Annotated in this window: 14 protein-coding genes and 1 pseudogene; 9 read left to right on the plus strand and 6 right to left on the minus strand. The window is 68.3% G+C overall.

Annotated features, from left to right (window positions below; translation table 11 throughout):
* Positions 1-4 precede the first annotated feature (4 nt).
* The 7 genes from kduD to ACEN9H_RS15630 are packed head-to-tail and all read left to right on the plus strand — an operon-like array spanning position 5 to position 7424.
* Positions 5-760 (plus strand): 2-dehydro-3-deoxy-D-gluconate 5-dehydrogenase KduD, encoded by a 756-nt coding sequence (gene kduD, locus ACEN9H_RS15600; RefSeq protein ID WP_413675491.1) that lies wholly within the window; start codon positions 5-7, stop codon positions 758-760.
* A complete protein-coding gene (locus tag ACEN9H_RS15605; protein ID WP_413675492.1) occupies positions 757-1713 on the plus strand; it encodes a sugar kinase in 957 nt (318 codons plus the stop codon). The genes kduD and ACEN9H_RS15605 overlap by 4 nt, the downstream gene beginning before the upstream one ends.
* On the plus strand, positions 1710-2735 hold the full coding sequence (locus ACEN9H_RS15610; RefSeq protein ID WP_413675493.1) for a hypothetical protein: 1026 nt from the start codon (positions 1710-1712) through the stop codon (positions 2733-2735). Before ACEN9H_RS15605 ends, ACEN9H_RS15610 begins: the two co-directional genes overlap by 4 nt.
* Positions 2736-2746: 11 nt before the next feature.
* On the plus strand, positions 2747-3961 hold the full coding sequence (locus ACEN9H_RS15615) for an AGE family epimerase/isomerase (protein ID WP_413675494.1): 1215 nt from the start codon (positions 2747-2749) through the stop codon (positions 3959-3961).
* Complete coding sequence (locus tag ACEN9H_RS15620; protein WP_413675495.1) at positions 3958-4950, plus strand: carbohydrate kinase family protein; 993 nt, start codon at positions 3958-3960, stop codon at positions 4948-4950. The genes ACEN9H_RS15615 and ACEN9H_RS15620 overlap by 4 nt, the downstream gene beginning before the upstream one ends.
* A gap of 12 nt (positions 4951-4962) precedes the next feature.
* Positions 4963-6204: an oligosaccharide MFS transporter gene (locus ACEN9H_RS15625; protein WP_413675496.1), complete on the plus strand. Its 1242-nt coding sequence runs from the start codon at positions 4963-4965 to the stop codon at positions 6202-6204.
* A gap of 17 nt (positions 6205-6221) precedes the next feature.
* Complete coding sequence (locus ACEN9H_RS15630; RefSeq protein WP_413675497.1) at positions 6222-7424, plus strand: glycoside hydrolase family 88 protein; 1203 nt, start codon at positions 6222-6224, stop codon at positions 7422-7424.
* Here the strand turns inward: ACEN9H_RS15630 and ACEN9H_RS15635 are convergent, their stop codons facing one another.
* Positions 7425-8474, minus strand: coding sequence for a LacI family DNA-binding transcriptional regulator (locus ACEN9H_RS15635; protein ID WP_056131981.1), 1050 nt, complete (start codon positions 8472-8474; stop codon positions 7425-7427).
* A 232-nt stretch (positions 8475-8706) separates the two neighbouring features.
* Between ACEN9H_RS15635 and ACEN9H_RS15640 the strand changes: the two genes are divergently transcribed.
* Positions 8707-10380, plus strand: a complete 1674-nt coding sequence (locus ACEN9H_RS15640) for a glycoside hydrolase 43 family protein (RefSeq protein WP_413675498.1) — start codon at positions 8707-8709, stop codon at positions 10378-10380.
* Here ACEN9H_RS15640 and ACEN9H_RS15645 read toward each other — a convergent pair.
* The 5 genes and pseudogenes from ACEN9H_RS15645 to ACEN9H_RS15665 form a co-directional block, all read right to left on the minus strand.
* Positions 10341-10730: a hypothetical protein gene (locus ACEN9H_RS15645; RefSeq protein WP_413675656.1), complete on the minus strand. Its 390-nt coding sequence runs from the start codon at positions 10728-10730 to the stop codon at positions 10341-10343. The genes ACEN9H_RS15640 and ACEN9H_RS15645 overlap by 40 nt on opposite strands.
* Before the next feature lie 220 nt (positions 10731-10950).
* Positions 10951-11412 (minus strand): annotated as a pseudogene (locus tag ACEN9H_RS15650) (beta-L-arabinofuranosidase domain-containing protein); the annotation flags it as partial.
* Between the two features lie 421 nt (positions 11413-11833).
* Positions 11834-14803 (minus strand): TonB-dependent receptor, encoded by a 2970-nt coding sequence (locus ACEN9H_RS15655; RefSeq protein ID WP_413675499.1) that lies wholly within the window; start codon positions 14801-14803, stop codon positions 11834-11836.
* A gap of 221 nt (positions 14804-15024) precedes the next feature.
* Positions 15025-18150: a glycoside hydrolase family 2 TIM barrel-domain containing protein gene (locus ACEN9H_RS15660; protein ID WP_413675500.1), complete on the minus strand. Its 3126-nt coding sequence runs from the start codon at positions 18148-18150 to the stop codon at positions 15025-15027.
* A gap of 41 nt (positions 18151-18191) precedes the next feature.
* Complete coding sequence (locus tag ACEN9H_RS15665) at positions 18192-19667, minus strand: hypothetical protein (protein ID WP_413675501.1); 1476 nt, start codon at positions 19665-19667, stop codon at positions 18192-18194.
* Between ACEN9H_RS15665 and ACEN9H_RS15670 the strand changes: the two genes are divergently transcribed.
* A complete protein-coding gene (locus ACEN9H_RS15670) occupies positions 19660-19908 on the plus strand; it encodes a hypothetical protein (RefSeq protein WP_413675502.1) in 249 nt (82 codons plus the stop codon). The two genes, ACEN9H_RS15665 and ACEN9H_RS15670, sit on opposite strands and share 8 nt — an antisense overlap.
* Positions 19909-20046: the final 138 nt, after the last annotated feature.

Consider the following 20046-nt stretch of genomic DNA (forward strand, 5'->3'; position numbering starts at 1 on the left):
CCCCATGCTCGACCTGTTCAACCTCGCCGGCCGCACGGCGCTCGTCACGGGCGCCAACACGGGCCTCGGCCAGGGCATCGCCCTCGCGCTGGCCGCGGCCGGCGCCGACATCGTCGCAGCCGGGCGCAGCCCCGCCGACGACACGGCCACCCAAGTCTGCGCGCTGGGCCGGCGCTTCCTCGACGTGCGCGCCGACCTGTCGTCGACGGCGCCCGTGCGCGACGTCGTCGCCGCCGCCGTCGGCCTGAACGGCCGGCTCGACATCGTCGTCAACAATGCCGGCATCATCCGCCGCGCCGACAGCCTCGACGTCGACGAGGCCGACTGGGACGCCGTCATCGACACCAACCTGAAATCCGTGTTCTTCCTGTCCCAGGCGGCAGCGCGCCACATGGCCCGACATGGCGGCGGCAAGATCGTCAACATCGCCTCGCTGCTGTCGTTCCAGGGCGGCGTCCGCGTGCCGGCCTACGCGGCGAGCAAGAGCGCGATTGCGGGCCTCACGCGCGCGCTCGCCAACGAATGGGCCGCGCAAGGCATCAACGTCAACGCGATCGCGCCCGGCTACTTCGACACGAACAACACGGCGGCCCTGCGCGCGGATCCGGTGCGCGAACCGGCCATCCTCGCGCGCATTCCCGCCGGCCGCTGGGGCCAGCCGGCCGACCTGGCCGGCGCCGCCGTGTTCCTGGCCAGCCGGGCCAGCGACTACGTCCACGGCGTCGTCCTGCCGGTGGACGGCGGCTGGCTCGCCCGATGAGCGCGCGTCCCGACATGGCGGGCCGCATCGTCTGCTTCGGCGAGATCCTGCTGCGCCTCGCCGCCCCGCCGGGCCGCATGCTGCTGCAGACGCCGGCGCTGGATGCGTGCGCGGGCGGCGCCGAGGCGAACGTCGCCGTCGCGCTCGCGCTGCTCGGCCACCGCACCGCGATGGTCAGCGTCCTGCCCGACAACTCCCTCGGCCGCGCGGCGCTCGACAGCCTGCGCGCGCACGGCGTCGACACGGCCGGCATCCGCCTGCGCCCGGGCCGCATGGGCCTGTACTTCATCACGCCGGACGCCGCCGCGCGCCCGTCCGAGATCATCTACGACCGCGCCGGCTCCGCATACGCGCTGGCAGACCCCGGCCTGTACGACTGGCCGGCGCTGCTGGACGGGGCCGGGTGGCTGCACGTGTCGGGCATCCCGCCGGCCGCCGGCGACGGTCCCGCCCAGGCCGTGCTCGCGGCGATGCGGGCGGCGCGCACCGCGGGCGGGCGCGCCGCGTTCGACGGCACGGCGCAGCCGCCGCTGCCGGAGGCGATGCGCATGGCCGACGTGCTGTTCGCCGGTCCGCGCGACATCGCGCTCGCGCTCGACCGCCCCGAACTGGCGGATCCCGTGCGCGAACAGGACGCGGTGCACGGCGCGTTCGCCGCATTTCCTGACCTGGCGATGCTGGCCTGGACCCGCCGCGTGCCGCATCGGGCGGACGAGCACGAGCTGTCGGCCGTGCTGCACACGCGCACGGCGTCCGTGACCGGCGGCAGCTACCGGCTGTCCGGCACCGTCGACCGGATCGGCACGGGCGACGCCTTCGCGGCGGGCGTCCTGCACGGACTCCAGTCGGGCATGGCGACGGCGGACGTGGCCGGGTTCGCGCTGGCCGCCGCCGCCATGAAACACGCGATCACCGGCGACCTCAACGTCGCGCACGCGGGAACGTCCGCATGAGCGGCAGCTGGCGCCTCACCTGGGACCACGGCAGCGCGGACGTGCAGTCGCTGGGCGCGATGCTCGGTCCCTTGAGCCTGCGCATCGGCGACGAGCGGGAGCTCGAGATCATGCACGTGGCGCCCTGGGCCGGCATGACGCGCGCCGACACCCTGCCCGGCATCATGCGGCGCCTGCGCGGCGAGTGGCCCTGCCTGCCGTTCGGCTGTACGGAAGCGCCGCGCGACCTGCCCGCCGGCTGGGGCACGCGCGCGCCCGAGGATGCGTGGGACCACGGCTATGCGGCCAACCACCATTGGCGCTGCGTGTCCGCGACCGACACCCGCATCCACCTGGCCGTCGACTATCCCGCCGGCTCGCCGATCGAACACATCGAACGCGAGATCGCGGCCGACCCGCACGCACCGGCCGTCGACATCACGTTGCGCGTGTGGGCCCGCCGCCCGGCGCGCGTGCCCGCGGGCCTGCATCCGACGTTCCGCCTGCCGCCGGCACCGGAGCGCGTACGCATCGTGCTCGGGCCGCACGACGGCATCCACAGTTATCCCGCCCAGCCGGCGGGCGCGGTGTCGCGGCTGCTGTCCGACACGCGCTCCGCATCGCTGGACAGCCTGGCCGGCGTCGACGGCCCCATCGACCTCGCGCACCTGCCGTTCGCCGCACCGGCCGAGGAACTGCTGCAGGTGCGCGCGATCGGTGGCCAGGACGGCGCCGCGCCGATCGTGCTGCACTACCTCGATTACGACGCCTGCGTCGGCCTGTGGTGGGACACGGCGCAGCTGCCCGACCTGCTGCTCTGGGTGAGCAACGGCGGCCGCATCCACTTCCCCTGGATGAGCAGCCACCTGGCGCTGGGCGCCGAACCCGTGAACAGCCTGTTCGACCTGGGCCGCGTCGCGACGGCGCCCGCGAACCATCCGCTGGCGGACCGCCTCGGCATCGCCATCGGCCCCGACGCGCCGTGGGAAACCCGGTACCGCATCGCCGCCTGGCCCCAACCGTCCCTCCCAACCCAACGATAGAGAACCGCGCCATGGCACCCGACTTCCGTTCTCCCGGCTTCCTGCTCGACCACATCGCCCATACGATGCGGTTTTATCACCCGCGCTGCATCGACCCGAGCGGCGGTTTTTATCACTTCTTCCGCGACGACGGCACGGTGTACGACCGCACGACGCGCCACCTCGTCAGCAGCACGCGCTTCGTCTTCAACTACGCGATGGCGTACCGGCGCGTCAAGCGCGCAGATCACCTCGCGGCCGTGCGCCACGGCGTCGCCTTCCTGCGCGACGTCCACCGCGACCCGCGCACCGGCGGCTACGCCTGGCAGCTCGCGTGGGACGCGGGCCGCAAGGAAGTCCTCGACGGCGACAACCACTGCTACGGCCTGGCCTTCGTCATGCTGGCGTATGCGCATGCGCTGCGGGCCGGCGTCGCGGAGGCGCGCGGCTACCTCGCCGAGACGTTCGACCTGATGGAGACGCGTTTCTGGGAACCCGGGCACGGGCTGTACGCGGACCAGGCCAGCGCCGACTGGTCCGTGCTGGATGCGTACCGCGGCCAGAATGCCAACATGCATTCTTGCGAGGCGATGCTCGCGGCGTACGAGGCAACGGGCGAGGTGCGCTACCTGCACCGCGCCGAGACGCTGGCCCGCAACATCACACTGCGCCAGGCCGCCCTCGCGGAGGGTTATGTGTGGGAACACTACCGCACCGACTGGTCGGTGGACTGGGACTACAACCGCGACGACAAGACGAACATCTTCCGGCCCTGGGGCTACCAGCCCGGCCACCTGACGGAATGGGCGAAGCTGCTGCTGCTGCTCGAACGCCACCGCGCCCACCTGGCGGGCGACGCCGAATGGCTCGCGCCGCGCGCCATCCAGCTGTTCGACGCCGCGCTGCTGCGCGCCTGGGACGCGGAGCACGGCGGCATCTGCTACGGCTACGCGCCGGACGGCAGCATCTGCGACGGCGACAAGTATTTCTGGGTGCAGGCCGAAAGCTTCGCGGCCGCCGCGCTGCTGGCGGTGCGCACCGGGAACCCGGCCTACTGGACCTGGTACGACCGCATCTGGGCGTACAGCTGGGCGCACTTCGTCGACCACGACCACGGCGCCTGGTACCGCATCCTCGGCCAGGACAACCGCAAGCTGACCAATGAGAAGAGCCCGGCCGGCAAGACGGACTATCACACGATGGGTGCCTGCTACGACGTGCTGCACGCGCTGGAGGCGAACCCATGACCGCGCTGCCCCGCTTCGTCGCGGCCGGCGAAGCGCTGACCGACCTGCTCGCAACGGGCCCCGGCACGTGGACGAGCCAGACCGGCGGCTCGACGTGGAACGTGGCGCGCGCCATCGCCCGCCTCGGCATCCCGAGCGCGTTCGCCGGCGCCGTCAGCCGCGACGTGTTCGGCATCGAACTCGCCGCCGCGAACACGGCGGCGGGTCTCGACCAGCGCTTCCTGCAGCAGGTCGACCGCCCGCCATTGCTGGCCGTCGTGCACGAACGCCACCCGCCCCGCTACTTCTTCATCGGCACCGACAGCGCCGACCTGCACTTCGATCCGGACCATCTGCCGGCCGGCTGGCAGGACAGCGCCGCATGGGTGCACTTCGGCGGCATCAGCCTCGCGCGCGAGCCGCTCGCGTCCACGCTGGTCGCGCTGGCCTGCGGCCTGAAACTGCGCGGCACGAAGATCAGCTACGACCCCAACTTCCGCGCGCTGATGGACGAACGCTACGACAGCACGTTGCGCACGATGGCCGGCCTGGCGGACGTGGTGAAGGTGTCCGACGAGGACCTGCGCGGCCTGTTCCGCCACGACGACACCGAGGCCGCGTTCGCGGCGCTGCGCGCAATGAATCCGGCCGCCACGTACCTGTTCACGCGCGGCGGCGACGGCGCCTGCCTCGTGCGGCCCGACGGCGCCTGGCACGCGGCCGCACCCGCCGTGGACGTCGTCGACACGGTGGGCGCGGGCGACGCCAGCATCGGCGGCCTGCTCTACAGCCTCATGACGTGGCCGGAGCGGGCCGGCGGCAGCCATTTGCGGGTCGCCGTCGCCGCCGGTACGGCCGCCTGCCGGGTCGCGGGCGCGCAGCCGCCGGCGCTGGATGCCGTGCTCGCGCTGGCGGACGCCATCGTGGTCCGCCGCCAGGAGGGAACGCATCGCGCCCTTGACTTCGCGGCGCCGGGCCAACAGTATTTCGGCAAGCAATTACAACGATAACCAGGAGACACCATGCCAACGCGCACATCGCAATTCCGCTTCCTGTGCGGCTACGTCTATATCTATTTCTTCGCCCAGGCGATGAGCATCTCGCTGCTCGCCGTCTGGCTGGGGCAGACGCTCAAGCTGTCGGGGACCGAGGCGGGCATCGTCTTCGCGGCCAACGCTTTTGCCGCGATGTGCTCGCAGCCGATCTATGGCTTCGTGTCCGACCGCGTGGGCACCCGCCGCAACATCCTGTGGACGGTCGCCGCGCTCGTCGCCCTGTCCGGCCTGTTCTTCCCGTTCCTGTACGCCCCGCTGCTGAAGACGAACATCCTGCTGGGTGCCGTCGTGGGCGGGCTGTACCTCGGCATCACGTTCAATGCGGGCAGCTACGCGATCGAATCGTACGTCGACCGCATCGGCCGGCGCGACGGCTTCGAATACAGCCGCGTGAGGCTGTGGGGCTCGCTGGGCTTCGCCAGCGCCGCCGCGTTCAGTGGCCGCATCTACAACGTCGACCCCGGCATCAACTTCGCGCTCGCGTCGCTGGCGGGCGGCGTGATGCTCGCGCTGCTGGCCGTCACGCGCGGCGGCCCGGCCGAACCGGGCGTGCGCGGCAAGGAAGGCGTCAAGCTCGCCGACGCATTCGCGCTGCTGCGCATGCCGGGCTTCTGGCGCTTCATGGTGTTCGTGCTGGGCGTGACGAACCTGTACCTCGTGTTCGACCAGCAGTTCTCGCGCTATTTCGCCTCGCTGTTCCCGGACCCGAAGACGGGCGTGGCGATGTTCGGCTACCTGAATTCCGCGCAGATCTTCCTGGAAGCGGGCGGCCTGTTCCTCGCGCCGCTGCTCGTGCGCCGCATCGGCGCGAAGAACGGCCTGCTGCTGGCCGGTTCCATCATGCTCGTGCGGATCGGCGGTTCCGGGCTCGCCGTCGGTCCCGTCTCGATCTCGGCGATGAAACTGCTGCACTCGGTGGAGCTGCCGATCCTCGCCGTCTCGCTGTTCCGCTACATCGCGCACCATTTCGACAACCGCCTCGCCTCGACCGTCTACATGGTCGGCGTGAGCTTCGGCCACTCGATCGGCATCTTCGCGCTGTCGTCGCTGGCCGGCATCGGGTACGACCGGATCGGTTTTTCCGCGACCTACCTGATCCTGGCGGGCCTCGGCCTCGTCTTCCTCGTCCTGTCCGCCGTGTTCCTGCTGCCGACGCCGGCGGAAACGCCTGGCGAGCAGGCCACGCCGCTCGCCGAACCTGCCAAATGATCCAACAAGGAGCAAGCATGACCTCACCCCTGAACGCGGCCGCACTGGAGCCGCTGAACACCGGCGCGCTGCCGGCCCACTGGAACCGCGGCATCGACAAGGCCGCCATCGACCGTGCGATCGCGCGCGCGCTGGACGCGGTCGACCGCAACCTGGCGCACTTCGGCGACGCCTTCCCGATGCCGTCGTCGCAGGGCGGCGTCTACCCGGCGATGGACAACACGGAATGGACGAACGGCTTCTGGACCGGCATGTTGTGGCTGGCGTACGAGCTGACGGGCGCCGACCGCTACCGCGACGCGGGCCTGCGCCACGTGGCGAGCTTCCACGCGCGCCAGCGCGACCGCATCAACGTCAACCACCATGACCTCGGCTTCCTGTACAGCCTCTCGTGCGTGTCCGGCTACCAGTTGACGGGCGAGCCGCTCGCGGCCGAAGCGGCGCTGGGCGCCGCGCGCCTGCTGCTGGAGCGCTACCTGCCGGGCGCCGGCATCATCCAGGCGTGGGGAGAATTGTCCGACCCGGCCCAGCGCGGGCGCATGATCATCGACTGCAACCTGAACCTGCCGCTGCTGTACTGGGCCAGCGACTTCACGGGCGACCCCGCGTTCCGGACGGCGGCCGACAGCCACATCGAGGCGGCCGCGCGCCACATCGTGCGTCCGGACGGCTCCACGTTCCACACGTTCTTCTTCGACCCGGCCAGCGGCGCGCCGCTGCACGGCAAGACGCACCAGGGCTACGCGGACGATTCGTGCTGGGCGCGCGGCCAGGCCTGGGGCATCTCCGGCTTCCCGCTCGTCTACCGCCACAACGGCGACGGGCGCCTCGTCGACCTGGCGAAGGTGCTGGCCAACTACTACCTGAACCGCCTGCCGGCGGACGGCATCTGCTACTGGGATCTCGTGTTCACGTCCGGACCGGAGCCGCGCGACAGCTCCGGCGCCGCCATCGCCGCCTGCGGCCTGCTGGAACTGGCGCGCAACCTGCCGCTGGCCGATCCGCTGCGTCCGGCCTACGAACGCGCGGCGGCCGGCACGGTACTGACGCTCGCGGGCGATTACGCCGACACGAGCGGCACGCCGGGCGCGGGCCTGCTGAAGCACGGCGTGTACCACAAGCCGAACGGCGTCGGCGTGGACGAGGCCTGCATCTGGGGCGATTATTTCTACCTCGAGGCGCTCGTGCGGCTGACCCGCACGTGGCGCCCCTACTGGTAATCAGTCGTGGGCTTCCGTCGATTCGCGCTCGACCAGCGTAAACGGCATCAGCCGGTGCTGCGGCATGTACGACTGGCCGGCGCGGCGCGCGCGGATGTGTTCCACCAGCAGGGCGACGGCGCTGCGCGCCATTTCCGTGATCGGCTGGTGGACCGTCGTCAGCTCGGGCCACACGGTCGTCGCGACGGGCGTGTCGTCGAAGCCGCAGACGGCGATGTCGTCCGGCACCTGCAGGTGCAGCCCGTGCGCGACCGCGATGACGGCGGCCGCCATGTCGTCGTTACTGGCGAAGATCGCGGTCGGCCGCGTCGGCTGGGCCAGCAGTTCGCGCGCCGCGAGCAGGCCGGAACGGTAGGTGAACATGCCCTGCGCCACCCGCTCGGCGGGGACGTGGTGGCCCGCCTCGCGCATCGCGTCGATGAACGCCTGGTAGCGCAGCTGGGCCGGTGTATGTTCAGGGTCGCCCTTGATGAAGCCGATGTCCGTGTGGCCCAGGGCCAGCAGGTGCTTGGTCATCGTCAGCGCGCCTTCGTAGTCGTCGATGCGCACGGCCGACATCTGCGGCGACGGCTTCGCGGTCGCGACCGCGACGGACGGAATGCCCATCTCGGCCAGTTGCTTGAGCGCGGCCTTGGAGTCGCACAGCGGCGGCGGCACGAGGATGCCGTCGGCGCCGTCCGCGATCAGGCGGTCGATCGCCTTGCGCTGGCTGCGCAGGTTGTCGCAGTTCTCGAGGATCAGGTGCGCGCCCGTCTGGCTGCACTCGCCGAGGGCCCCGACGAGGAAGGCGCTGAGGAACGCCGCGCTGGGATTGCTGTACAACAGCCCGACGCGCAGCGTACCGATGCGCGCCGCGCGCGCCGCGACGTTGACCTGGTAGTTCAGTTCCTGGATGGCGCGGTTGACCTTTTCGCGCGTCTTGTCGCTGACGCTGGCGTTGCCATTGATGACGCGCGACACGGTCATCGCGGAGACGCCGGCCTTCTGCGCCACGTCCCAGACGGTCGCACCGCCGGCCGGGCGGTCGCCCTGCTTGGTTTCACTACCCATTGAATTATTGTCCTGTAGTCTGATGGCCTGGCATTGTTATCGATTTCATTCCCGGCACACGATGTCACATGATACCGCCGTGCCAGGGGAAATGCCACTTCTGACAACGCCGCATGGCAGCCCGCTCGACGGCTCGCCATGCAGCATGGATGCCTTGATTGCACCAATTCAACAATGCTACCATGAGATCGATAACAACCCCAAGCTTCACCGAATGAAGAAGGAGACCGTCTTGCCTGCCTCTCGCCTCACCATCGCCGTGCTGCTCGCCGCCGCGGCCGTCGCGGGCTGCCGTACCGTGGCCGCGCCTGCCCGGCCGCAGGCGGCCGCGGGCCTCGCCGCCGCGCCCTGGATCGCGGATCTCGGCGACGGCCGCTACCGCAACCCCATCCTGCATGCGGATTATTCCGATCCGGACGCGATCCGCGTCGGCGACAAGTTCTACATGACGGCGTCCAGCTTCAACAATGCGCCCGGCCTGCCGCTGCTGGAGTCGCCGGACCTGGTGAACTGGACGCTCGTCGGCCACGCCCTGCCCCGGCTGGAACCGGCCAACGTGTTCGACCGTCCGCAATACGGCAAGGGCGTGTGGGCGCCGTCGCTGCGCTGGCACGACGGCCGCTTCTGGATCTTCTACCCCGACCCGGACTACGGCGTCTACGTGACGACGGCCGAGCATTTCGCGGGCCCGTGGACGCCGCCGCGGCTGCTGCTGGCCGGGCGCGGCATCATCGATCCCGCGCCGCTGTGGGACGACGACGGCAAGGCGTACCTGGTGCACGCGTGGGCGAAGAGCCGCTCCGGCATCAACAACGTGCTGACCTTGCGCCGCATGGACCCGCAGGCGACGCGCCTGCTGGACGACGGCGGCAAGATCATCATCGACGGCGGCCGCTATCCCGGCTACCACACGGTCGAGGGGCCGAAGCTGTACAAGGCGAACGGCTATTACTACGTGTTCGCCCCCGCCGGCGGCGTCGAGATGGGCTGGCAGGCCGTGTTCCGCTCCCGTTCGATCGACGGACCGTACGAAGCGCGCCGCGTGATGGACCAGGGCGACACCCCGATCAACGGGCCGCACCAGGGCGCGTGGGTGGATGCCCCGGACGGCAAGGACTGGTTCGTGCACTTCCAGGACAAGGGGGCGTATGGCCGCGTCGTGCATCTGCAGCCGATGCGCTGGCAGGACGGCTGGCCGGTCATCGGCGCACCGGGCCGCACGCCGGGCGTCGGCGAACCCGTGAACACGTACGCGAAACCGGTGCAAGGCTTCGGCCCGGCGGCGCCGGCGACGAGCGATGCGTTCGACGGCCCTGCCCTCGGCCTGCAATGGCAATGGGGCGCGAATCCGGCGCCCGGCTGGTACTCGCTGACGGACAACCCCGGCCACCTGCGGCTCGCCACGCAGGTGGTGCCGGAAGCCGACGGCTTCGTGCGCGCCGCGGGCGCCATCCTCACGCAGAAGGTGCCCGCGTCACGCTTCGTCGTGGAGACCCGCGTGCGCCTCAAGGGTGCCGTCGACGGCGACCGGGCAGGCCTGATCGTCAACGCCATGCAGTATGGCTGGGTGGGCCTGCGCCGCAGCGGCGGGAAGACGGAACTCGTGCGCACCGTGTGCGGGCCGTTCGGGCCGCGCTGCCACGAGGCGTCCACCGTCGTGCTGCCGGACGCGCCGGACGAGGTGGTCCTGCGCATGTCGATGTACGAAACGGCGTTCGTCGGCTTTTCGTACAGCGTGGACGGCCGCGCGTTCAAGCCGGCCGGCGACCCGTTCCCGGTCACGCGCGGCACGTGGGTGGGCGCGCAGGTGGGCCTGTTCAGCGTCGGTGCGCGGGCGCGCACGCAGCCGTCGTACCTCGAAGCCGATTATTTCAACGTGACGGCGCCGGGGGTCGGGCCGTACTGACCGGCCGCGTTCAGGCGCCAGTACACGGCATAACGTTGATGGTGCAGGTCGAACAGCGGCCGGACGACGATGCCGTTGGCCGGACCTGCATCCTTGAACCTGAACGCGGACGGATCACCGGGGACCGGCGCGAGCCAGTCGGCGGGATTGCCGGACTTGCCGACGATATCGGGAACCGGCACGGCCGCGATCCTCAGCCAGGCATCCTTGTCGCCCACGTCGCTGGCCGGCATGTCCTGCCTGCCAAGTTCTCCGGCCAGCAAGACCGGGCCATGGAACAGGGAGACCGTCGAGGCGTCGTCCATGGCCTGCTCCAGCCGCAACCCGACCGGCAGCGTCAGGTCGATCATGTCGCCGGCCCGCCATTGCCTCACCACCGCCAGGCGCACCGGGTCGCCGCGTGATGTCCCCTTGCTGCCGCAATACGATCCCGGCTTGCCGCCAACTGAGCTCGGACGGGATGTACAGGTTCACCCAGAGCGCATCGTCCTTGTGGAAGTAGATGCCTTCGTTGTAGCGTGCGGTGTTTTCGATACCGGAACCGGTACAGCAATGGCTGCCGTTGAGATAGGTGCGAAAGTCCCCATGGAACGGCGTGAAATACGTCATCGCGCCGGAATCGGGCGCCACCGACGCCAGCACGTGGTTGTACAGCGCACGCTCGTAGTAGTCGGCAAGCTCCGCACGGCGATCGCGCCCGAACAGCCTCGCGGTCGGCTTGAGCATGTTGTGGGTATTGCAGGTTTCGGCGGTCGTCGGCGGGAATACCTTTCCGCTGTCGATCGACGGGCCAGCCTCCACGCCGGGTTGATCGAACCATTCGTTCACCGACGTGCCGCCGTTGGCAAACGCATGCCTGTGCATGACCAGCCGCCAGAAGTTCGCGGACGCCTTCAGTTCCAGCGGGTCGCCATCGACGTTCGCGGCGTTGGCCAGGCCCACGACCTGCGCGATGTGCGTATTGGCGTGCAGGCCCCCCAGCCGGTCCTCGCCCTCGGCAAGCGGGCCGACGAACCAGGCGCGATGGAACATGCGGGCGGTGTCGCCATGCGCGACGCGGCGGACAGATAGTGCCCCGTCATCTGCCCACGCAGGAATTCACTGTCCCAGCCGTCGTAGCCCAACTCGATGCCTGCTTTCTGGGGAAGTTTCGCCAACGCGCGGTAGTGGTAAAGCAGTTTGTCGGGATCGTAGGACGCGAGCACCCCCGTGCGATGCAGCTCCTGCCGTACGTGGAACGGGCTTCCCGGCAGCACGCGCCGCGTCGACCGGCACGGGCGGCGCAAGCTGGCCGAGGTCGCGGGCGACGCCATGCGCCGGGAACGCCGCGAGGGTGGCTTTGAGCGTCGAACGGCGGGTGAAGGACATCGACAACCCTTTCGTAAAAAAAACGCCGCCGGCAAACACCGGCGGCGGTCGAAAGCGGGCACGCGGCCCGCGACGAGAGAGAAGATTACAGGTTGCCGAACTTGTAGCGCAAGCTGAAACCGAAGAAGCGGCCGTTCTCGTAGTGCTGGCGTTCGATGCCGCTCTCGTTCCCGAGGCCGCCGACGTTACGATTGAGCGTCTTGTTGGTGATGTTCGACGCGATCAGCGACAGCGCCAGATTGTCGGTCAGCTGGTAGTTGAACGAGCCGTCCAGGATACCGTAGGCATCGATGTAGCGGCCGTCGATCGGGTTCGGCGAGAAGCCGAACAGCACCGACGGCGAACGCCACGTGTAGACCAGGCGCGCGGACGCCTTGTTGTCCTCGTACAGGGCGCTCACGCTGTAGCTGTTCTTCGAGGCGAACGGTTGCGGCGTCGAGATGATGTTCGGCGCGGCCTTCGTGCCCACGTTGAACGGGTTGTCGGTCTTCACGTACGTGTACGAACCGGCCACGCCGAAGTTCTTCAGGATGCCCGGGGCGCTGTCGAAGAAGTACTGGCCCGACAGCTCGAGGCCGCGCGCATAGCCCTTCTCGGAGTTCAGGGTCTTCGACACCAGGTACTGGCCGCCCGAGCAGCCGTTCGCGACCGCGCCGTTGTAGACCGGCGCCAGCGCGAGGGTCTCGCAGTTCTGGACGTCGTTGAAGAAGCCGTTGATCTCCTTGTCGAACACGCCCGCTGCCAGGTAGTTCGTCTTGCTGAAGTAGCGTTCCAGCGAGAAGTCGAAGCTGTTCGCGGTCAGCGGGTGCAGTTCCGGGTTGCCGATCGACGCCGTGCCCTGCGTCGAGTTGACGGTGACGTACGGATTGAGCTGGTCGAGGCCCGGACGCGTCATGCCGCGGCCGTAGCCGAAGCGCGCCAGGAAGTCCTTCGCCAGGTCGTAGGTCAGGTTGAACGACGGCAGCGCGTTCGTGTACGACGTCGTGCGGCTGTAGGGGCCGATCACGCCGCTCGCATTCGGCACCTGCGCCACGAATTCGCCGTTGGTGCGCACCACGCGCACGCCGGCGTTACCCTTGAGCCGGTCGTCCAGCAGCGAGAATTCGCCCACCAGGTAGATCGCCTTGGTCTTCTCGTTCGTGTAGCGGCGCGCGAGGACCTGTTCCGCCAGGCCGTTCTCCGGGAGGATGCCCGCCTTCGGGAAGGCGCCGCTGACCTGGTTGCCCAGCAGCTGGTCGGGGTTGTACACGGCGTAGCCGCCCGAATAGCCGGCCAGGCCGTCCATGAAGTTGGTGGGCGACGACTGCACGTAACCGCCGGTCGCGGCCGAGATGCCGTTGCTGCCGTCCGCGGCAAGGGGAAGTCCGTCGGTCGTGAGCGGACGGCCATTGAAGGCGAAGTTGTTGAAGCTGCTCGACTGGCGCGCGGCACGGGTACCGAACTTGATGCGGCTGAAGAACCAGCCGTCGTCCAGCGAATACGTACCGTCCAGGGCCACGGCGCCGCCGGTGTCGTGGAAGCTCTGGTGCGTGCCGTTGCTGTAGGCCTGGTACATGAAGTTGGCCGGATTGGACAGGTCCGGGCCGGTGAACGTCGTCTGGTGCGGGGCGCCGTCGGCCACGCGGTTGACGGTCCAGTACAGGCCCGGATTGGACAGCAGGGTCACGGCGCGGTTGTCCTGGGTCTGGTCGGCCTTGATGAAGTTGATGTCCGCCTTCAGGAACAGGGCCGGCGTCGGGTGCCATTCGGCACCGGTCGCGGCGATCCACGTCGTGTACGGGCGGTGCTCGTCGCCGCCGGTCGTCGTCATCCTCGTGTTCAGGAAGTTCCCGCTCAGGAAGCGCTTGGTGGCGAGGACATCGTTGCTGCCGCCATTGAGATTGCCGTTGGCGAACTGTTCAGTCAGGCTGAACGGCGCCGTCTGCAGGTTCTGCACGTTGTTCGCCTGCGTATTGATGTCCGACGAGTTCAGGCCGCGGTAATTCTGGTGGTACAGGTAGTAGGTATAGTTGCCGTCGACGTAGAAACGCAGGGTGTTGTCGACGCGCCAGTCGGCAGCCAGATTCAGGCCGCGGCGGGTGCGCATGATCGTTTCCTGGAACACGTTATTGGTGATCGCGGGCGCCGCCATGACGTTGCCGATCTGCTCCTGGGTCAGGCCCGCCAGGTTCGGCATGTAGGCGCCGGCAGTCGTCGATGTCGGCAGCGTGGGCACGCTCGCCAGGTAAGAGACGTCGGTGCGGCCGACGTACTGCGACATCGGCCTGGACGGGTCGTTCGCCGCGTTGGCGGCCGCCAGGGTCGCATATTCGGCGCTGTCGGCGCGGACCGCGCGTTTGTAATTGGCGCCGCCGTTGGCCGGGTTGTTGTCCGAACGGCCCGTGCTCTGCTGGAACACGGCTGCCGCCATCACGCCGATGCGCCCGCCGCCCTGCAGGTTCCAGCGGTTGGCGATCATGCCGAACAATTCCGGGTTGCCCTTCTTCGCGAGGTCGTTGTAGCGGCCGCCGATGTTCAGTGCGCCCGTCAGGCCCTTGAAGTCGCTCGGATTGCGGGTGCGGATGTTGACCAGGCCGCCGATGGCGCCCTCGATGTGTTCCGCCGACGGGTTTTTGTACACGTCGATGCCGGCGACCATGCCCGGAATCGCGCCTTCCAGGTTGAATTCGCGGCTGCCGGCCGTGAAGTAGGCGCGGCCGTTCACTTCCGACGCCGTCTGGCCCGACAGGCCGCGGATCGTCACGCCCGAACCCTGGCCCACGGGCGATGCGCCCTCGCCGCCGTAGCGGTAGCCCTGCACGCCGGGAATGCGCGTCATGGTCTCCGTGACGTTCGGGTCCGGCAGCTTGCCGATGTCGTCGGCGCTGATCGAGTCGACCACCTCCATCGAGTCGCGCTTGATCGCCAGCGACGATTGCGCACTGGCGCGGATGCCCGTCACGACGACCGTGTTGGCGTCCGCCTGCTGCGCCCAGGCATGGCCCGCGAAGGCCTGGGCGAGCGCCACGGCGACGACCGACATCGTCGGTCCGAGATTGCGGTGATTCTGCTTCATTTGGTTCTCCTCTGTAATCCGATTTGGCATGGGTTTTTTCCCGGCTCTGTGTGGCCGACGTTTTAGGTATCGATAACAAATCTAGGTTGAATTATAGGCCGCGTCCTTCCTCGTAGTAATGCCTTTGCGAAATATCATTGATGATGTGGTATTTGCACGACGCCGGCACCTTGACGGGCCGCCGGCATCGTGATCCGGGACGCGAATGTCCCGGTTATCGATCACCTGTCCGCCACCCGCTGGGCACGCACGGGGGCGAGCACGAAGCGATAGCTGGCGGGTGCGAGCGGGATGCGGTACTTCACGTGAGGCCGCCCGTCCAGGCTCCAGCCGGTGTCGCCGCCCACGCCCGCCTGGGCCATGTCGACGAGCACCGAGCCGTCGCCATGCGGCGCGATCTCGGAACTCTTCCACGTGCCGCGCGGCCGCAGGTACAGGTCTTCGTACGGGAAGGCAAGCGCATTGAACGCGCCCGGCGCATCGAAGTCCACGCGGACGCCGGTGCCGGCGCCGTCCTGCAGCTGGAACCAGCGCACATCCGTCTTGTTGCCGCTTTCCTGCGGGCGGATATATCCGTGGTACTGGTCCGCCACCTTGCCCGCGTACTGGCCCAGTGCGGATCCCGTCTTGCGGTCCGCATACGATTCGTACGGACCACGGCCGTACCATGACAGCGCATCGAGCGCCGGGAGGCTGTCGAAGCGCAGGCCCAGGCGCAGCGGATCCGGCAGGTCGTCACGCAGCGGCGTGAAGCTGGCCTGCACGTCGACGCTGCCGTCGGCGCGCATCCGGTAGACGTTTTCCCAGTGCGCCGCGCCGGCGCCGAAGCTGAACAGCACGCGCACCCCGTCGCCCGTCACGGTCACGTCGCGCACCTTGCGCTGGTCGGTGAACGTCCGCCACACCCAGTGGCTCTTGTCCACGCCGGAACCTTCGTCATTGTCCGTCAGGCCGCGCCAGAAATTCGGCGAACCGCCCTTCAGCACCGTGCGGCCGGCCACCGTGTAGGTCACGAGGCCCGTGTCCGGTGCGACGCGCAGTACGGCGTCGGCGGCGCGCAGTTCCACCGCGCCGTCCGTGCGGACCGGCGCCACGGCGGCCAGCTGTTTCTGCGCGGCGCGTGGCGACGCCAGCACGAACTGCGACCAGCCGACGACGGCGCCCTGCTCCACGCCCGGCAGCGCCGCACGGCTCTTCGCCCGCACGGTCAGTACACGCTCGCCTCCGGGTGCGACATCGGGCAATGCCAGCGCCAGTTTCTGGCGGGCGCCGGCCGGCGTGGCCGCATCGGCCAGCGTGCCGCGGGCGACGACGACGCCGTCACGCGCCAGTTCCCAGTCGAACGCGAGATGCGACAGGTCGCGGAAATCGTAGCGGTTCACGACCTCGATGCTGCCTGCCGCCGGGTCGCCTTCGAAAACGACGGGCGAATAGACCTTCTGCAGTTCGTAGTATTCCGGATCCGGCGTGCGGTCCGAGCGCACGACGCCGTCGCCGACCACGCTGTTGTCGCCCCGCTCCGGGTTCAGGTCGAAGCCGGACGCCCAGTAGGTACGGCCCTTGGCGTCCTTCGCGATGACGCTCTGGTCGACCCAGTCCCACACGAAGCCGCCCTGCAGCTTGCGGTGCGCGCGGATGACCTGCCAGTAGTCCTCCAGGTTGCCCAGCGAATTGCCCATCGCGTGGGCGTACTCGCACTGGATCATCGGCTGGCGGAAGTTCGGGTCGAGCGCGTAGTCCGCCATCTTCTCGATGTCGTCGTACATGGGCGCATAGATGTCGACGTAGGCGTTCGGCAGGTGCTCCTCGCCGATGGTGCCGTGGCCCAGGTAGCTGATCAGGCGCGTCGGATCGTTCTTGCGGATCCACGCGGCCGCGTTCTCGAAGTTCGGCCCCGTGCCGGCCTCGTTCCCCAGCGACCAGAAGATGACCGACGGCGAATTCTTGTCGCGTTCCACCATGCGCGAAATGCGGTCCAGGTGGGCGATGCGCCAGTGCGGCTTGTAGCCCAGCTGGATCGCGGCGCGCTTCTGCGGGTCGCCCGCCTGGTCGCCCTTCTCCATGTAGCCGTGCGACTCGAGGTCCGCCTCGTCCATGATGTACAGGCCGTATTCGTCGGCCAGGTCGTACCAGCGCGGATCGTTCGGATAGTGCGACGCGCGCACGGCGTTCACATTGGCCCGCTTCATCAGCTCGATGTCCTTGCGCATCGATTCCATCGACATCACGCGGTACGTATGAGGGTCGTGCTCGTGCCGGTTGACGCCCTTGATCATCACCCGCTTGCCGTTCACGCGCACTTCGCCGTCCGCGATCTCCACCGTGCGGAAGCCGATGCGGCGCGACGTCGCCGAGACCAGCCGGCCCTGCGCATCCGTCACCTCCACGAGCAGCGTGTACAGGTTCGGCGTCTCGGCCGACCAGGGTTTCACGGCCGGGATCGCGCCGGCCAGCACCGCCTTGCGGTCCGCACCCGGCGTGCCTTTCACGCGCAGTACTTCGCGCGTGCCGTCCAGCACCCGCGCCTCCACGTCCACCCTGGCCGGCGCGCCCGCCATCTCGGCGACGAGTTCGAAGCGGCCGTCGCGGTAATTCGCCTTGTCCAGCCCCGCGGTCACGCGGTAGTCGCGCAGCCGCGTCTTCGGTTCGGCATACACGTACACGCTGCGTTCGATGCCGTTGACGCGCCAGAAGTCCTGGTCTTCCAGGTACGAGCCGTCCGCCCAGCGATACAGCTCGATGGCGATCGTGTTGCGGCCCGGGTGCACGTAGCGGGTCAGGTCGAATTCGGAAGGCAGCTTGGAATCCTCGGAATAGCCGACCTTCTGGCCGTTCACCCACACATAATAGGCGGCGCCCGCGGCGCCGATCTGCAGGAACACGTCGCGGCCGTTCCACGCGGCCGGCACGTCGAACTCGCGGCGGTACGAGCCGACTTCGTTCAGGTCATGCGGGATGAACGGCTCGTTGGCGGGGAACGGATAGCGGATGTTCGTGAAGATCGGCTTGCCGTAGCCTTGCGTCTGCAGCATGCCGGGGACCTGGATCCGCCCCCACTTGCTGACGTCGTACGACAGCTTGTAGAAATCCTTCGGGCGCGTTTCCGGGGTCGTCGAGTACGCGAAGGACCACGTGCCGTCGAGAGAGACGTAGTACTGCGACGCGGCCTTGTCGCCGGCCAGCGCTTTCTCGCGCGATTCGAAATTGAAGAACGTCGCCTTCATCGGCTCGCGGTTGACCGCGACCACTTCCGGCTGCTCCCACTCGGCCGGTTTCGGCTGCGCGGCCAGCGCCGGCAAGGCCGCCGTCGCCAGCAGCACGGCCGCGATGATGTTCGTGGATTCCATGTCTCTCCTCTGTCGTTATCGTTATCGTTATGGTTGCTGTGTCAACGGAAGCGCAGGCCGTCGACGAAGCCGTTCACTTCCAGCAGTCCTGCCTCGGGCGCCGTGAGCCGCTTGCCGCCCACGGTCACGTTCTCGATCGTCACATTCTTCACCGTGCGTGTCGTGTCGCGGCCCGTGATGGCGGACGCACTCGGCGCGCCCTTGCCCGTGTAGTGGATGTTGCGCAAGGTGACGTTCTCGATGCCGAGTCCGGGGCTCGTGTTGTACTTGGCCGTGTACGCGATCTTCAGGTTGAAGAGCTTCCCTTCCTCGATGCGGTCGACGCGGATGTCCTCGAACACGACGTCGCGCACCAGGTTGTCGTCGCCCGCCATGATCCCGAGGGCGCCCTCGTATTCCGGGTCGTCCTCGTCGTGATCGAGGATGTCGATGTTCGAGAAGCGCAGGCGCTCCAGCACCTCGCTCTGCGGATGCGCCGGGGTCGGCGTATTGCCGTGGATGCCGATCATGATCGCGTGGGCGATGTCGGCCCACAGGGTCGTGTCCCGGACCTGCACGTCGCGCGTATTGCCCCAGATGTCCCAGCGGTGGTTGTAGAACGTCAGGCAGTCGTCCGACGTGCGCACGAAGCTGTCCGCGATCGTCACGCGCTCGCACGCGAAGTGGCCGATGCCGTCCGACCACTGGCCGGCGCCGATGGTGCGGATGCTCGTCTCGACGAGGTCCTGCGACATGATGCAGCGCATCGTGCCATGCGGCTGGTTGATGGCGATCGGGCCGTCGATCCCGATGTTGCGCGAATTCCGGATGGTCGTCACGTCGGTGCCGTCGAACAGGCCGTCGCTGAACACCTGCACGTCCTCGACGCCGTCGATCACGAGCGGGCTCTTCAGGACCGCGGCGCCGTGGATGTACACCTTCGTGTGCGAGCGCAGGCGGAAGTCGCCCTTGTGGATGCCCGGTCCGAAGAACACGACCGGCTGCGTGAAATCGGGCGCGGTGCCCGTGCCGATGTCGTTCGAGGCCAGGTTCGCGGGCACGGCCGGCATGTCGGCGCGGATCGCGTGCGTGAACACGTGCAGGTTGTGCAGGCGGTCGTCGTCGAACTCCACGCTCAGGTTCTCCGGCCGGCGCAGCGTGAAATACACGACGCCGTCGCGCACGAGCGGCTTGACGCCCTTCGCGTCCGGCCGCACCGCCACTTTCGAAAACGCGCCGTTGTTCTTCTGGACCGCCACTTCCACCGTGCCGTCGAAGTTGAAGTAGACCATCGAGGCGTCCTGCGGCTTGTCCAGATCGACCTTCACGTTGTACTCGTACAGGTCCTGCCACTGCCCGCCGGGCACGCGCACGCGCACCGTGTAGTCGTCGTTGTGATGGGTGTAGCGGATGGGATTCGGGAACGGGTGCACCTGCAGCCGGTTCTCGATGGCCTGGGCGGCATCGGCCGCGAGGCATCCCAGCAGGACGGCAAGCGGCGCGGCGCAGCGGCGCGCGAACGCACGTAACGTGAACAACGGATCGTCTCCTTTGCCCGTGGTGCGGTTCACGCCGCCGGGCTTGTCGTTTGATTTTGGTATCGATAACTCGGCCAGTTATATCACATCTGGAAACGATGTCAAGAACTCTCCGGATTCCCGGATCCCGGCCTACGCTGCCGCACATCTTAACGGTGGCGGTGGCGCCGCAGGCATGCCTTTTTTATCGAAATGGATATGTTTTGGACATGGCAGCGCGGTTGATCAAGATGGCGGTTAACGATAACAAAATAGATGCATACGTGCTAGCATCGGCGCGGCAGTACGGCAGCACCTTCGATCGCAGTTCAACATTCGCCTGCATGGCATGGAGACTACCAATGAAAAAAATGGAACCGAACGACTGCAAAGCCCCCGC

This window comes from Massilia cellulosiltytica (genome assembly GCF_047325105.1).
In the GTDB taxonomy this organism is placed as follows: domain Bacteria; phylum Pseudomonadota; class Gammaproteobacteria; order Burkholderiales; family Burkholderiaceae_D; genus Telluria; species Telluria orientalis.